13 protein-coding genes are annotated in these 14,586 nt (G+C 71.0%); all 13 read right to left on the reverse strand.

What is annotated here, in order from left to right; genetic code table 11:
* Positions 1 to 8: 8 nt before the first annotated feature.
* Positions 9 to 1,829, reverse strand: a complete 1,821-nt coding sequence (locus tag IH26_RS0105410) for an LpqB family beta-propeller domain-containing protein (protein ID WP_030434986.1) — start codon at positions 1,827 to 1,829, stop codon at positions 9 to 11.
* Positions 1,829 to 3,532, reverse strand: coding sequence for an MtrAB system histidine kinase MtrB (gene mtrB, locus IH26_RS0105415; protein ID WP_245664922.1), 1,704 nt, complete (start codon positions 3,530 to 3,532; stop codon positions 1,829 to 1,831). Before mtrB ends, IH26_RS0105410 begins: the two co-directional genes overlap by 1 nt.
* A gap of 26 nt (positions 3,533 to 3,558) precedes the next feature.
* Entirely contained in the window at positions 3,559 to 4,248 is a 690-nt protein-coding gene (mtrA, locus tag IH26_RS0105420) for an MtrAB system response regulator MtrA (RefSeq protein WP_030434988.1), read from the reverse strand.
* 69 nt (positions 4,249 to 4,317) lie between these two features.
* A complete protein-coding gene (efeB, locus tag IH26_RS0105425; protein ID WP_030434989.1) occupies positions 4,318 to 5,592 on the reverse strand; it encodes an iron uptake transporter deferrochelatase/peroxidase subunit in 1,275 nt (424 codons plus the stop codon).
* Between the two features lie 2 nt (positions 5,593 to 5,594).
* On the reverse strand, positions 5,595 to 6,722 hold the full coding sequence (efeO, locus tag IH26_RS0105430) for an iron uptake system protein EfeO (protein WP_034213789.1): 1,128 nt from the start codon (positions 6,720 to 6,722) through the stop codon (positions 5,595 to 5,597).
* An 8-nt stretch (positions 6,723 to 6,730) separates the two neighbouring features.
* The gene (gene efeU, locus IH26_RS0105435) at positions 6,731 to 7,570 is read right to left on the reverse strand and encodes an iron uptake transporter permease EfeU (protein ID WP_030434991.1); all 840 of its coding nucleotides are present in this window, start codon (positions 7,568 to 7,570) and stop codon (positions 6,731 to 6,733) included.
* A gap of 160 nt (positions 7,571 to 7,730) precedes the next feature.
* Positions 7,731 to 7,934, reverse strand: coding sequence for a DUF397 domain-containing protein (locus IH26_RS0105440; protein ID WP_030434992.1), 204 nt, complete (start codon positions 7,932 to 7,934; stop codon positions 7,731 to 7,733).
* Between the two features lie 39 nt (positions 7,935 to 7,973).
* A complete protein-coding gene (locus tag IH26_RS0105445; protein ID WP_030434993.1) occupies positions 7,974 to 8,834 on the reverse strand; it encodes a helix-turn-helix domain-containing protein in 861 nt (286 codons plus the stop codon).
* 778 nt (positions 8,835 to 9,612) lie between these two features.
* A complete protein-coding gene (gene manA, locus IH26_RS0105450; protein WP_030434994.1) occupies positions 9,613 to 10,788 on the reverse strand; it encodes a mannose-6-phosphate isomerase, class I in 1,176 nt (391 codons plus the stop codon).
* Positions 10,789 to 10,811: 23 nt separating this feature from the next.
* Positions 10,812 to 11,771, reverse strand: coding sequence for a cation diffusion facilitator family transporter (locus IH26_RS0105455; protein WP_030434995.1), 960 nt, complete (start codon positions 11,769 to 11,771; stop codon positions 10,812 to 10,814).
* On the reverse strand, positions 11,768 to 12,973 hold the full coding sequence (locus tag IH26_RS0105460; protein WP_030434996.1) for an SIS domain-containing protein: 1,206 nt from the start codon (positions 12,971 to 12,973) through the stop codon (positions 11,768 to 11,770). Before IH26_RS0105460 ends, IH26_RS0105455 begins: the two co-directional genes overlap by 4 nt.
* Positions 12,973 to 13,152, reverse strand: coding sequence for a Trm112 family protein (locus IH26_RS0105465; RefSeq protein WP_030434997.1), 180 nt, complete (start codon positions 13,150 to 13,152; stop codon positions 12,973 to 12,975). The genes IH26_RS0105460 and IH26_RS0105465 overlap by 1 nt, the downstream gene beginning before the upstream one ends.
* Before the next feature lie 43 nt (positions 13,153 to 13,195).
* Positions 13,196 to 14,575: a phosphomannomutase/phosphoglucomutase gene (locus IH26_RS0105470; protein WP_030434998.1), complete on the reverse strand. Its 1,380-nt coding sequence runs from the start codon at positions 14,573 to 14,575 to the stop codon at positions 13,196 to 13,198.
* Positions 14,576 to 14,586 lie beyond the last annotated feature (11 nt).

Genomic DNA, 14,586 nt, shown 5'->3' on the forward strand with positions numbered 1-14,586 from the left:
GCCGCGCATCAGAAGAGGAAGAACGGGGCTGTCGGGGTCTGCCCGGGCGGCGGGTTGGCCGGGACGCCGACCAGGTCGCTCGCGGGGATCTTGGCGGGCACGCTGGTCACGTACCACGCCGCGCCGGCCGTCTCGTACGACTCGGCGTCCGCGTTCTCGCGGTGGCTGGTCGGGTTGGCCGGGTAGGCCGTGAGATAGGTGACCGCCTCCCCGCCGACGTCGGCGAGCCGGACGTACGACAGCGCGCCGTCGACCGACACGTCCACCACCGCGTACCGCTGGCCGTCCGCGCTGGCGCCGGCCACGGCCAGGTAGGTCTCGCTGCTCCAGGCCACCGCCGTCACCTGGCTGAAGAGCGGCGGGAACAACCGCTCCGGTGTACTCAGCGCGACCGTGTCGCCGCTGGTGTCGAGCGTCGCGCGGTAGAGCCGGCCGCCGGCCACGACCGCCATCCGGCACCCGTCCGGCGCCACCGACACGGCCGTGATCGCGCCGGGCTCGCCCTGCCAATCGACCTGCACCGCCGCGGAGCCGTCCGGCGCGAAGCTGTACAGCTTGCCGTTCACCGTGATCAAGCCGACCGCACCCTGCGGGCCCCCATCGGCGGCAATCGCCCAGACCGGCCGGCCGAGTGTGCCGGAAAGGCCGACGTCGTGCAGCGTGGCCTGCGCCCCGGCGGCCGCCGAGCCGACCCGCAGCTTGCCGTTCTTGCCCGCGGTCACCACGGCGACGAACGTGTGCGTGGCGGAGGTGCTCAGCGCGGCCGAGGCGATGTTCTTGTTGTCCTCCGGGCGCAACGCCGGGACGGGGTCGCCGGCCTGCGGCGACTTCACGCGGTGGACCACCCCGTTGAAGATCGCAAACCGCTGCGGCGTTTCGACCAGGCGGTCCGCCGGGTTGCTGACGAGGTAGTCCTGACCGGAGTACCGCACCGGGTCCTGGCCCTTGATCTTGAGCTCGAGCGTCTGCGGCCCCTGGTCGGGCCGCAACAGTGACCACTGCAACTGCCGCCGCAGCCGGTCGAGAGCCTTGGTGTCGCCGGCGGGGGCCGCCTGGGGGGTCAATGTCACGCTGAGCGTGTCGTTGGTGACGGCCGGCACGTTCTCCGGCGCCTGGGTGTTGTTCGGCAAGGGCTTCGCGACGTCGCCGAGCCAGCTGGCCGGGCCGGTCACCAGCCAGTTCAGGATCGTGGTGGGCTGCTGCGCGCTGGGGATGCTGCCGGGCATGTAGCGCAGGTCGGGGATCAGCGCGGTGTTCTCGTTGTTCCAGAAGTAGATCGTGCGGCGCTGGTAGAAGTCGTTCAGCGCGGTGTCGCTGAGCAGCAGAACCCGGTGCGGGGGCGGGCGAAGGACGAAGTAGCCGCTCTGCCCGGCGACCGGGCCGACCTCCACGCTGTACTGGGCGGAGCCGTTCGGGTCGGCGGCGGCCGGCTCCAGCGAGCCGTTGGACTTCAGCGTGCCGACGGTCTGCGCGTAGAAGGTGAACTGCTGGTTGCTCGGGCGGTAGACCGGATCGCCCTTGAGCCGGATCACCCGGATCTCGGGGCCGGCCGCCTCGAAGCCCGCTCTGGCGCTCGGCGCGAGGAAGGCCTTGACCCGCTCCGCCGCGTGGTCCGGATCGCCGGCCGCCGCCTCGAGGAAATACGTCAGCAACTGTCTCGGGTCGCTGGCGGCCTCGCGGGGGTTCGGCACCGACTGGATCTGATCCTCGCGGGGACCGGCGCCGCCGGACGGCCCGGCGCCGACGACGGTCACCCTCGTGTCGTCGGGGATGCCGCAGCCGCTCAGCAGCAGCGCGGCCAGGGCGGCGACGGCCAGCAGGCGACGCATCACACCACCTCGGCGGTCTCGTCGGCGGCGGGCGCCGCGGCGCCCGCCTCGATCGTGGGCACGCGGTCGCGCGGGATCAGCGGCAGCGGCGCGCTCAGCAGCCGGTCGCCGGCGCGCACCGGCAGGGTCAGCCGGAACTGGGCGCCCTCGCCGGGCGCGCCCCACGCCTCCAGCCAGCCGCCGTGCAGCCGGGCGTCCTCGGCGCTGATCGACAGGCCGAGGCCGGTGCCGCCGGTCTGCCGGGCACGGGACGGGTCGGCCCGCCAGAACCGGTTGAAGACCAGCCGCTCCTCCCCCGGCTTGAGGCCGATCCCGTGGTCGCGCACGGTGATCGCGACGGCCGCCTCGTCACACGCCAGGGTGACCTGCACCGGCCTTCCCTCGCCGTGCTCGACCGCGTTGCCGACCAGGTTGCGCAGCACCCGCTCGACCCGGCGTGGGTCGACCTCGGCGATCACCGGCGTCTCCGGCAGGCGCAGCTCGATCGCCACCCCGACCCGCTCGGCCAGGCCGGCCAGCCGGTCGGCGACCCGCTCCACGATCGGGACCAGGTCGGTGTGCTCGGCATCGAGCGCGGCGAAGCCGGCGTCGAAGCGGCTGATCTCCAGCAGGTCGGTGAGCAGGCCCTCGAACCGGTCCAGCTCGGCCTGCAGCAGCTCGGCGCTGCGCGCCACGGCCGGCTCGAACTCGTCGCGCTCCGAGAAGATCAGGTCGGCCGCCATCCGTACCGTGGTGAGCGGGGTGCGCAGCTCGTGCGACACGTCCGAGGTGAAGCGGCGCTGGAGGCGGGACATCTCCTCGAGGCGGACGATCTGTCGCTGGAGGTTGGCCGCCATCTGGTTGAACGACGCCGCCAGCAGGGCCAGGTCGTCCTCGCCGTCCACCTTCATCCGCTGGTCGAGCAGGCCGGCCGAGAGCCGCTGGGCGGTGCGCGCGGCGCCCCGCACCGGCAGCACGACCAGGCGCGTGACCAGGCCGGCCACCACGCCGAGCAGGAGCACCAGGGCCAGGCCGGTGACCAGGACCGTGGTGCGGATCTGGTTGGCGGCGCTGTCCTCGGTGGTCAGCGGCACCAGGTAGTAGAGCTCGACGTGGCCGAAGCTGGTGGGCACGGGCGACCCGTACACCAGATATTTGGTCTTCTTGCCGTCGATGGTGGCGGTGCGGACCTGCCGAGCGATCTTGGAATCCTGCGCGACCGATTTGACCAGATCGCCGGTGATCAGCTCGTCGGTGCTCACCTTCGTCGAGGTGACCTGCTTGAGCTCGGGGTACTGCCCGGCGCGCATCGCGACGATCGAGCCGCCGGACTCGGCCCGGTCGTTGTCGGCCAGCGCGGTGACCGTCTGAGTCATGGCTTCCGGCAGCTTCGGGTCGGGCACCCCGGGTCCCAGCGGGTAATACACGCTGAGCTGGGAGGCCGCCCACTTCGTCTTGCTCTGCAGCGAGGACTGCACCTCGTCCTGCGCGCGGTTGAGCAGGATGCGGGCGCTGTTCTGCGCGACGAAGAAGCCGAACGCGCCGACCAGCACGCTGGACGCGGCCAGGGTCATCGCGACGATGCGCAGCTGCAGCGAGCGCCGCCACTGCCGGCGCGCCGGGGCCGACCAGTTCTCGAACCGGCGCGCGAGCACGCGGAAATACCGCCGCAGCACCCGCAGGGCGCGGCGGACGGGCATCGGGAGCCAGGCCGGAGCACGCATCTCGCGGCAAGGTTAGCCCCTTACGATCAGGCGGTGCCCGCCTTGTAGCCGACCCCTCGCACGGTCAGGATGATCTCGGGGCGTTCCGGGTCGGGCTCGATCTTCGCTCGGAGCCGCTGCACGTGGACGTTCACCAGCCGGGTGTCGGCCGCGTGCCGGTAACCCCAGACCTGCTCGAGCAGCACCTCGCGGGTGAAGACCTGGCGCGGCTTGCGGGCCAGCGCGACCAGCAGGTCGAACTCCAGCGGGGTGAGCTTGACCTCGTCGTCGTCCCGGCTCACCGTGTGCGCCGGGACGTCGATGGTGATCTGGTTGCCGGGCGGGCCGATGGTGAGCAGCTCCGGCGCGGCGTCCTCACCGCGGCGCAGCCGGGCGCGCATCCGCGCCACCAGCTCCTTCGGCTTGAACGGCTTCACCACGTAGTCGTCGGCGCCGGACTCCAGGCCCAGCACCACGTCCACGGTGTCGCTCTTCGCGGTGAGCATCACGATCGGAATGCCCGACTCGGCGCGGATCGCACGCGCCACGTCGATGCCGCTCATCCCGGGCAGCATCAGGTCGAGCAGCACGATGTCCGGCCGGTTTTCCCGGAAAGCGGCCAGGGCGCGCTCGCCGTCGGCGACGAACGAGGGCAGGAAGCCCTCGCTACGCAGGACGATGCCGAGCATCTCGGCCAACGCTGGATCGTCATCGACGACGAGTACCCGGGCTCTCATGCGGTCCAATATTGCACTGTCCTCCCGAACCACGTGTACCCCGGTACCGATCTCTGTCCGACCGGCAGCCTACGCGAACAGCGCACGTCCCCAGAAGTCGTCGGGTCCGGAGACCCCGGGCGGGCAGGCCCACAGTCCGCTGGAGACGTGCCGGGTGTACTCGTTCATGGCGTCGTGGCGGGCGAGGTTGGTCTGGATCGGGACGAAGTGGGTACGCGGGTCGCGCTGGTACGCGATGAAGAACAGCCCGGCGTTGAGCCGGCCGAGCCCGTCCGAGCCGTCCACGAAGTTGTAGCCGCGGCGGAGCAGGTGGGCACCGGAGTTGGTGTCCGGATGGGCGAGCCGCACGTGCGCGTCCACCGGGATCAGCGGGTCACCCGCGCCGTTCAGACCCTTCAGGTCGATCTCGTCGAACTCCTTGGCCTGCCCGAGCGCCGCGCCCTCGCCCTTGGTCCGCCCGATGATGGTCTCCTGCTCGCCCATCGAGGTGCGGTCCCAGGTCTCGATCATCATGCGGATCTTTCGGGTGACCGCGTACGAGCCGCCGGTCATCCAGTCCGGCCCGTCCCCCGGCTGCACCCAGAGGTGCTGCTTGAGCAGGTCGGTTTCCTCGGCCTTCAGGTTGGCGGTGCCGTCCTTGAAGCCGAACAGGTTGCGCGGGGTCGCCTGCGTGGTGGACGTCGACGACGTACGCCCGAAGCCCAGCTGCGACCACCGCACGCTGACCGCGCCCATCCCGATCCGGGCCAGGTTGCGGATCGCGTGCACCGCCACCTGCGGGTCGTTCGCGCAGGCCTGCACGCAGATGTCGCCGGCCGAGATGGCCGGGTCGATGGTGTCGCCCGGGAAGTGCGGCAGGTCGGCGAGCGCGGCCGGCTTGCGCGCGGCCAGCCCGAAACGGTCCTTGCCGGACGCGTCCCGGAACAGGCTGGGCCCGAAGCCGATGGTCAGGGTGAGGCCGGACGGGGGCAGCCCGATCGCCTCGCCGGTGTCGTCCGGCGGGGCCTCGAGGATGCCCGCGGTGGCGCCGATCGGGCCGGCGTCCTGGCCGGCTGTCATCCGGGCGGCCGCCGCGGTCCAGTCCTTGAGCATCTGGACCAGCTCGGCGCGGTCCTTGGTGAGCACGTCGAAGGCCACGAAGTGCAGCCGGTCCTGGGCCGGCGTGACGATGCCGGCCTGGGTCGCACCGTGGAAGGCCACCGCGTCCGAAATGGCTGGCTCAGCCGATTTTTCTGATTTATCGGTAAAAAGCGACACGCCGACCGCTGACGCCCCCACGACGCCCGCCACCCCCGCGCCAGCGAGGCCGATCGCTCGCCGGCGAGAAACCGCATTCTCCGACATGGTCACTTCTCCGCGATCACGCCGGCGATCTTGCTGATCGGCTCGGCAAGCGCGTTGATCACGTCGGACAGGCCCTTCAGCTGCTCCTGCGTGAGCTGGTTCTGCAGCTTCCACCCGTCGCCGTCGCGGTACTTCGCGAGCTCGGAGTCGACGCTGGTGAACGCCGTGTCGATCTGCTTGACCAGCTCGGGCTTGCGCTGCTCGAGCGCCGGGCGCAGGGCCGCGACCGCCGCCTGCGAGCCGTCCACGTTGGCCGCGAAGTCCCACAGGTCGGTGTGCGAGTAGCGCTCCTCCTCCCCGGTGATCTTGCTGGTGGCGACCTCGTCGAGCAGCTCCTTGGCGCCGTTGGCCAGCTGCAGCGGGGTGAGCTTCTCGGTCTTGGCCTTGGCGACCAGGTCCTTGACGTCGGCCTGCAGTTGGTCGGCGATCGCGCCGTCCTTGCTCACGTCCTTGGTCACCCACAGGTCCTTCTCCAGCTTGTGGAAGCCGGTGAAGGGCAACTCGGCGGTGGCGTCGTCCTCACGGCCGTCGATCTTCGGGTCCAGGTCACCGAAGCTCTCGGCCACCGGCTCGATCCGCTCGTAGTAGGTGCGCGCCACCGGGTAGAGCTGCTTGGCCTTGGCCAGGTCGCCGGCCTTCACCGCGGACACGAAGTCGCCGGTCCTCTGCTCCAGGGCCTCGCTCTGCGAGACGACGTACGACGTGTAGCTCGTCACCGCCTGGGCCAGCGCCGCGTCCTGGGAGAGCGGCGCGGCCGAGCCGGCCACGGTCAGCGTGTTCCGGATGCCGTTGCCGACCATGCCCGGCTTGCACGCGGTCTGATAGGTGCCGGCCGGCAGTTCGACGCGCAGCTCGCGGGAGAGGCCCGGGGTGATGTTCTCGACCTCGCCCATCACCCGGTCGCCCTCGGCGTAGACGTAGAACTCGGTGACCTTGCTGCCCTTGTTGGCGATCGTGAAGACGTGGGTGCCGGCGTCGAGCTGGCTCCTGGCCACCTCGCACGCGGTGTCGGAAGCCTTTACGGTGATCGGGCCGGCCGAGCCGGCGGCGGTCGACTTGTCCGACTTGCTGCCGCAGGCGGCGACGGCGCTGATCGCGACCAGCGAAAGGATCAGAGGGGTACGGCGCACGAATTCTCCTAGACCTGCGGTGCGGGGGTGGGCGCCGGGGCGGGTTTGCGCGCCGGCCAGAGGAACAGAACGAGGACGGGCACGGCGTACAGCACCCAGGCGAGCACCTCGAGGACCGTCGGCTCGGCGGTGACGTTGAACATGCCGGCGAGCAGGGTGGCGTACCAGGTGGACGGGTCGAGGACGCCGGCCGCGTGGTAGGCGATGTCGTTCACGCCGGGCAGCACGGTGGCCTCCTGGAGGGAGTGCACGCCGTACTTGAAGATGCCGGCGGCGACCAGGATCAGCAGCACGCCGGTCCACCTGAAGAACACGGTCAGGTTGATCCGGACCGCGGTCGCGTACATCAGGTAGCCGATCGCGACGGCGGTGAGGATGCCGCCGATCAGCGCGAACAGCGGGCCACCGTCGAGGTTGGCGCCCTGTACCGCGGCGTAGAAGATCAGCGAGGTCTCCAGGCCCTCGCGGACCACGGCGAGGAAGGCCATGAAGCCGACCGCGAGCGAGCCGACCGCCAGCGCGTCCTGCAGCTTGTTGCGCAGCTCGCCGGCGATGCCCCGGGCGGCCCGGCGCATCCAGAAGATCATCCAGGTGACGAAGCAGATCGCCGCGATCGAGGTGACCGCCTCGAAGAGCTCCTGCTGCCGGTAGTCCTGCAGCAGCGTCGTCTCGGTGTAGCTGAGCAGCCAGCCGAAGATCACGGAGACCGCCACCGCGGCGGCCACGCCGATCCAGACCAGCTTGAGCTTGTCCTTGCGTTCCGACTTGACCAGGAAGGCGATGAGGATGCTGACCACCAGGGTGGCCTCCAACCCCTCGCGCAATCCGATGAGGTAGGTGGCAAGCATGGCTCTCCGCTTCTCGACGCGCCGCTGTAGGCTAGGTCACTATTAGCTAAGGCGACCCTAACTTAGGTCTGCCATACCTTAGCAAGTCCCTCGACTTATCTGTAGGCAGCAAGAAGCGGGCGGCCCCGATGGGACCGCCCGCTTCCTTCGGGTGAGAGCCTCAGGCCCCGGGGCGATCGAACTCCCCGGCCCGGATCCCGGCGATGAACCCCGACCACTCAGAGGTGGCGAAGGTGAGGACGGGACTGTTCGCGTCCTTCGAGTCGCGCACCAGCACGGCCGCCGTAACGTTCGCTACCTCGACGCAGTGGCCGGCTGCCGCGCTTCGAGTGCTCTTACGCCAGGTGAGATTGGCGTACCGCATGACTGTCCCCTTCCAGGATGGATGCGCCTCCATTTCAGCTCACCAGGCCGTCGCGGACCGGAGCGCTTCCTCCCTTTCAGCGATGACCGTTCGGCTGTCTTCTGCCGGCAAAGAGCGTTCCCGCAGGTCAGCGAGGGCGTCCCGGTAGATCTCCACCTCGACCTCGGTCACTCGGAAGAGACCGCCCATCAGTCCCTCGCAGTGCACGATCGGGTTACGTGTACCGGCCGGGAACTCGAGCACCAGGAACGACTCCCCCTGGCCGGCGTGCGCGCCCGCGGAGAACGGCAGGATCCGGAGCTCCACGCCCGGGCGGCGGCTGTCCTCGGCGAGTTTCGCCACCTGACGGCGCAGCACCTCGACGCCGCCCACCTCCCGGTAGAGCACCGCCTCATCCAGCACCATCAGCAGATACGGCGGCGGTTCCCGGGTGAGCACCGCCTGCCGGGCCATCCGCAGCGCGAGCCGGCGCTGGGCCACGGCCGGATCGCCCACGTCGGCGCCCGCCTCGATCACCGCGCGGGCGTACTCGTCGGTCTGCAGCAGACCGGGGACGACCTGGCTCTCCCACTCACTGATGAAGGTGGCCTCGGCCTCGAGCGCGACGAACTCGTCATACGGATCGGGGACCGACGACCGATACGGCGTCCACCAGGCCCGCGCCCGGCCGCGGCGGCCCAGGTCGTGCAGGCGGTCACGCTCCTCGGCGCCGACGCCGTAGGCCGCGAGGAGCCGCTCGAGATCTTCCTCGCTGATCGCGGTGTGCGCCGTCTCGATCCGGCTCAGCTTCGACTCGGACCAGCCGAGCGCCGCGGCGACCGCGGCCGCACGCCGGCCACCGCGGAGCCGGCGCAACTCGACGCCCAGCTCGCGCCGCGCAGTGGAGGTCGGCCTCGCCACGCCAGACACCTTAACCGCGCGGCGGTGGCTCTCTGCAACTTGCACCGCACAGTATGCACTTGCACGCACGTCAGGGCGCATGAGGAAATGAACCTGAGAGGCGGGGTCCCCGGTGGCGGCAACCACCGAACCCCGGGGAAATCGAGCCCCCGTCCAGCGGGCGCGGACGGGGGCTCGATGCCGCTCCTCGATGGCGGTAGCGATCGGCCTCGGATGGGCCGCCGGCAACCGTCATGAAACTCACTTCAGGACTTTGCTCGAGCGAATTCAGCGGATACGGGATGACGGCCCGGCCACAACCGCAAGAGCGGGAACCCGGCGGGCCGCGCGAGCTGGGTGCCATGCCGGCGTCTGCCGCGACCGCCGGGCTGACCTGCCCACTTGCGCTCGCGGCCGTCCCCCGGCCGGCAATAGCGAACGGGACGACAGGCAAAGCCCGCCGCCCCGTTCATCCCCCCGGTTTGGTACCGCGCGCGTCCGTGGGACCCCCCGATCACCAATGACGCTGCGTGGTTATAGATTCACACTACGCAGTCACCCTTGTCAAGCAAATCCGGAAATTTCGGTTTTTATTGTTCGGGCGCCCACACGGAGAGTGCCCCACCAAACCCATGCAGCTCAGCCCGGCGGTCGCGGCGCGGGCTGAAGTTGCACTCAGATCGCGGTGCACAGCGGGTCGGGTGGAATTGCGGTTGGGAACGGGCTCGCCTCGTACCGGCTACGGAAAACGACCAGAGTGAGACGCGGCCCGGAGCGGAGGCAACTCGAAGGTCGCGAGTCAGACCGGGACCGCAGCCACGAACGCCACGCCCTGGCCGGCGAGCTTGATTTTGCCGACGTCGGCGGGGGCGAAAGCCGCGTCGCCCCGGGCCAGCTCGATGGGGGTGCCGTCCACCGACTCGCCGGCGAAGAGGTCGCCTGATGTGGTGACGATGACGCGCGGGCCCTCGGCCGGGACTTCTGTCGGGGGACGGGTGCCGTCGAGTTCCAGGCGGTAGAGGGCGAAATCCGGGACGGGGACGGGCCAGGTCAGGACGCCGGGGGACAGCTCCGTCGGCTTGACGATGGGGTCGTCGAGGACCTCGAAGCGGAGGACCCTGAGCAGCTCGGGGACGTCGACGCGTTTCGGGGTCAGGCCGCCGCGCAGGACGTTGTCGCTGGCGGCCATCAGCTCTATGCCGGTGCCGCGGAGGTAGGCGTGCAGGTTGCCGGCGGGCATCCAGATGGCCTCGCCGGGCTGCAGGTGGACGTGGTTGAGCAGGAGCGCCACCAGCACGCCGGGGTCGCCGGGGTAGTAGCCGGCCAGGTGGATCGCCAGGGCGTGGGCCTCGTCGCCGGGGTGGGACTTCGCGGCGGTGACCACCGAGTCGATCAGGGGGGCGCGGTCGTCCTGCGGCCAGGAGAGCAGGGTCTCGACGGCGCCGCGCAGGTCGCCGGCGCGGAGGGACTTGACCACCGGGTCGAGCGCGGGGACGGCCAGTGCCTCGATGGTGTCGGCGGCGGCGGTGGGGGCGCGGAAGCCGCACAGGGCCTCGAACCGGGTCAGCGCGACCAGCATCTCGGGCTTGTGGTTGGCGTCGGTGTAGTTCCTGGGCAGGGTCGGGTCGGCCTGCTGGCGGGCGAAGGCCTGCTTCGCGTACTCGAGGTCGGGGTGGGCCTGCAGCGAGAGCGGGGCCTCGGCGGCCAGGACCTTCAGCAGGTACGGCAGGCGGGGGCCGAACTCGCCGAGCACCCGCTCGCCGAGCTGGGCCTGCGGGTTGCCGCCGATGAAGGACGCCAGGCTGACGTCGCCCGCGGGGCCGCCGACGACGGACGGGTCGTCGGGGTGGGCGCCGAGCCAGAGCTCCGCCTCGGGGGCCTCGGTGGGGGCCGGGCGGCCCTGCAGCTCGGCGAGCGCGGTGTGCGAGCCCCACGCGTAGGGACGGATGACACCGGACAGTGGATACACGGTCATCAGCTTTTACCCCGCATCAGCTTTTACCCCGCCGCCGCCGAGGCGCCCTCGGTCACCGTCGGCGCCTTGCGCTCGCGATAGATGTCGGGCTCGATGTAGATCACCCGGGCGATCGGCACGGCCTCCCGGATGCGGAGCTCGGTCTCGTCGATGTGCTGGGCCAGGTCGTCGGCGCGCTCGGCGCGCGGCACCGCGATCTTGACGGCGACCAGCAGCTCTTCCGGGCCCAGGTGCAGCGTCTTCATGTGGATGATCCGCTCGATGCCGGCGCCGGCCAGGATCGCCTTTTCAATCTTGCGGACTTCCTCGGGGTTGGCGCCCTCGCCGATCAGCAGGCTCTTCGTCTCGATCGCCAGGATCACCGCGATCGCCACCAGCAGCACGCCGATCGCGGCGGTGCCGACGCCGTCCCACACGCCGTCGCCGGTGATCAGGGTGAGCGCCACGCCGAACAGGGCGAGCACCAGGCCGATCAGGGCGCCGGTGTCCTCGAGCAGCACGACCGGGAGCTCCGGCGCCTTGGCCCGGCGCACGAAGTTGACCCAGGTGACCTTGCCGCGGGTGTGGTTGGACTCCTTGATCGCGGTCAGGAACGAATAGCCCTCGAGCGCGATCGCGATGACCAGCACCACCACCGGGACCCACTTCCAGGAGTGGATCGGCTCGGGGTGCTGGATCTTGTGGTACGCCTCGTAGAGCGCGAACAGCCCGCCGACGCTGAACAGCACGATCGACACGATGAACGCGTAGACGTAGCGCTCGCGGCCGTAGCCGAACGGGTGCTCGGGGGTCGCCTGCCGCCGCGAGCGCCGGCCGCCGAGCAGCAGGAGCAGCTGGTTGCCCGAGTCGGCCACCGAGTGGATCGCCTCGGCCAGCATCGACGACGAGCCGGTCAGGCCCCAGGCGACGAACTTGGTGACCGCGATGCCGAGGTTGGCCGAGAGCGCGGCGATGATCGCGCGGGTGCCGCCCTCCGCGCTCACTGAATCCCCTCCGGCATCGGGTTGGACAGCTCTTTCATCTCGCTGATCGCCGGCACGGCCATCGGGTCCAGCCCGTGCGCCAGCGCCAGGTAGAGCGACGCGAAGTCGGGCACCGCGGTGAGCGAGGCGAGCCGCTCGACCGCCGAGCCGCCCTCGGCGGTGAGCACGTCGCAGCGGACGCCCCGGCGCTCGGCGAGGGTCTGCACCGCGTCGGCGCGACGCTCCTCGACGGCGACCGGCTCGTCGGCGTCCTCCTCGGGGTTGAGCCCGCCGTCCCGGAGAAGCACGAGGCGCAGCCGGGTGCCGGCGTCGCCCTCCTCGTCGTCGGGGTCGGCGAAGATGTCGCGGGAGAACTCGGCCAGCCCGCCGAAGACGCCGTCGAGCAGGCCCACCCGGCCGCGGCCGGCCTCGCCGAGGGCGCCGGCCATCACCGGGTAGCGCGCGTTCGCGGCGAGCGTGTCGGCGAAGCGGCGGGCCGCGACGGTGGCCAGCGGGGACGAGCCCCAGACGATCGGGATCGAGCCGGCCAGGCCGAGCGCGAGCGACTTGGCCGGGTTGACGAACGAGTCGGCGCCGGGGCGGCAACGCTCGGCGTCGGCGTCCAGCCGGGTCGCGGTCTCGGCCAGGTCGGCCTCGTTGACCTTGACGAGCCCGATCGCGCGGGCGGCGAGCAGCACCGGCACGGCCAGGCCCCAGAGGCTGGCCCGGGCCGGCGCGCGGCGCGGCACCGGGATGAACGGCGAGCGGGCCCGCTCGGCCATCGCCTGCAACTCGGTGTCGGGGTTGCCGATCGCCACCAGGCGGGCGCCGCGGCGGACCGCGGCCTCGGCGGCGGCCAGCGCCTCGGGGCTGCGGCCGGAGGCGGAGACGGCGAAGACCACGTCGGCGGCGCCGACCCAGCCGGGGATGCCGGCGCTGCGGTGCCCGATGATCGGCACCGGGCAGCGGTGGCCGGCCACGGTGGCCAGGATGTTGCCGGTCAGGCCGGCGGTGCCGATGCCGGCGACGACGACCGCCCGGGGGCGGCCCTCGTCGGCCAGCAGGCTCAGGTCGGCCTCGGCGGCCAGCGCGGCCGATTCCCGGACCTGGGCGCCGGCCGACGCGGTGGCGCGCAGCATGCCGCCCGGGTCGTTGGCCAGCATCGACTTCTCGTCGTCGAGCAGCGACTCGTTCGCGACGCGGTGCCCGTTGACCTCCGCCATCAGTTACCCCCCGCCGGACGGGCCTCATCCAGCAGCAGGATCGGGATGTCGTCGCGGATCTCGAAGATCCGTCCGCACTCCGTGCAGGTCAGCGTCTGCGCGTCGCGGTCGTAGGTCAGCGGCGCGTGATGCTTGTCCGGGCAGGCCAGGATGTCCAGCAACTGCGGATCGAGGGCCACCGAACGACTCCTTACGGTGTTGCGGACTGATAGCCCTTTGATCCTACCGGCGCACTATCGCGAGCACTTCGTCCCGTAGCGATGCCATCCGGTCCGGCTTCGGAGCCTCCACGTTCAGCCGCAGCAACGGCTCGGTGTTGGACGCCCGCAGGTTGAACCAGGCGCCGTCCGGCAGCCTCGCGGTCATCCCGTCCAGATCGTCCACGGTCGCCTCCGGGAAGTGCTCGCGCACCTCGGCGACCTTGGCCCTGGCGTCGGCGACCGTGGAATTGATCTCGCCGGAGGCGCTGTACCGCTCGTACTCGGCGGCCAACTCGGAGAGCGGCCGCTCCTGCTCGCCGAGCGCGGCCAGCACGTGCATCGCGGCCAGCATGCCGGTGTCGGCGAACCAGAAGTCGCGGAAGTAGTAGTGCGCCGAGTGCTCGCCGCCGAAGACCGCGTTCGTCCGGGCCATCTCGGCCTTGATGAACGAGTGGCCGACCCGGCTGCGCACCGGGGTGCCGCCGTTCTCCGCGATGATCTCGGGGACCGCGGCCGAGGTGATCAGGTTGTGGATGACCGTGCTGCCCGGGAACTTGGTCAGCTCGCGCACGGCGACCAGCCCGGTGATCGCGGACGGCGAGACCGGCTCGCCCCGCTCGTCGACGATGAAGCACCGGTCGGCGTCGCCGTCGAACGCGATGCCCAGGTCGGCGCCCTGCTCGCGGATCGCCTCCTGCAGGTCGACCAGGTTGGCCGGGTCGAGCGGGTTGGCCTCGTGGTTGGGGAACGAACCGTCCAGCTCGAAGTACATCGGGACGATCGTCAGCGGCAGCGCCGGCAGCACCTGGTCACCGAGCACGGCCGGCACGGTGAAGCCGCCCATCCCGTTGCCGGCATCCACGATGACCTTGAGCGGCCGGATGCCGCTGAGGTCGACCAGCGAGCGCAGGTGCGCCGCATAGTCGCCGAGCAGGTCGCGGGTCACCACCCGGGACGGGCCGTCGGCCTCCGCGTTCAGGTCGTTCAGCAACTCCTCGGCGCGGCGGCGGACGACCGCGAGGCCGCTGTCCTGACCGACCGGCTTGGCGCCGGAGCGGCACAGCTTGATGCCGTTGTACTGAGCGGGGTTGTGGCTCGCGGTGAACATCGCGCCGGGCAGGCCGAGCGCGCCGGAGGCGTAGTAGAGCTCGTCGGTCGAGGCCAGGCCGATGCTGATGACGCTCGCGCCGGCCGCGTTGGCGCCGCGGCCGAACGCCGCGGACAGAGCCGGACCGGACTCGCGCATGTCGTGAGCGATCACTATCCGATCCGCGTCGTCGCCGGACTCGCGCAACATCTCGACGAAGGCCGTGCCGAGCGCCCGGGCCACCGACTCGTTGAACTGGTCGGGCACCGTCCCACGCACGTCGTAGGCCTTAACGATCTTGGACAGATCGGACAACTCTCCCCCTC

Origin of the sequence: Actinoplanes subtropicus (assembly GCF_000721705.1) — a bacterium.
Taxonomy (GTDB): Bacteria; Actinomycetota; Actinomycetes; order Mycobacteriales; family Micromonosporaceae; genus Actinoplanes; species Actinoplanes subtropicus.

What these genes read in the sequence shown, in the direction of transcription:
- manA (WP_030434994.1), bottom strand. Translation starts at nt 10,788, where the DNA reads ATGACCGTGTATCCACTGTCCGGTGTCATCCGTCCCTACGCGTGGGGC.
- mtrA (WP_030434988.1), bottom strand. Translation starts at nt 4,248, where the DNA reads ATGAGAGCCCGGGTACTCGTCGTCGATGACGATCCAGCGTTGGCCGAG.
- IH26_RS0105460 (WP_030434996.1), bottom strand. Translation starts at nt 12,973, where the DNA reads ATGGCGGAGGTCAACGGGCACCGCGTCGCGAACGAGTCGCTGCTCGAC.
- mtrB (WP_245664922.1), bottom strand. Translation starts at nt 3,532, where the DNA reads ATGCGTGCTCCGGCCTGGCTCCCGATGCCCGTCCGCCGCGCCCTGCGG.
- efeU (WP_030434991.1), bottom strand. Translation starts at nt 7,570, where the DNA reads ATGCTTGCCACCTACCTCATCGGATTGCGCGAGGGGTTGGAGGCCACC.
- efeB (WP_030434989.1), bottom strand. Translation starts at nt 5,592, where the DNA reads ATGTCGGAGAATGCGGTTTCTCGCCGGCGAGCGATCGGCCTCGCTGGC.
- IH26_RS0105410 (WP_030434986.1), bottom strand. Translation starts at nt 1,829, where the DNA reads ATGCGTCGCCTGCTGGCCGTCGCCGCCCTGGCCGCGCTGCTGCTGAGC.
- IH26_RS0105440 (WP_030434992.1), bottom strand. Translation starts at nt 7,934, where the DNA reads ATGCGGTACGCCAATCTCACCTGGCGTAAGAGCACTCGAAGCGCGGCA.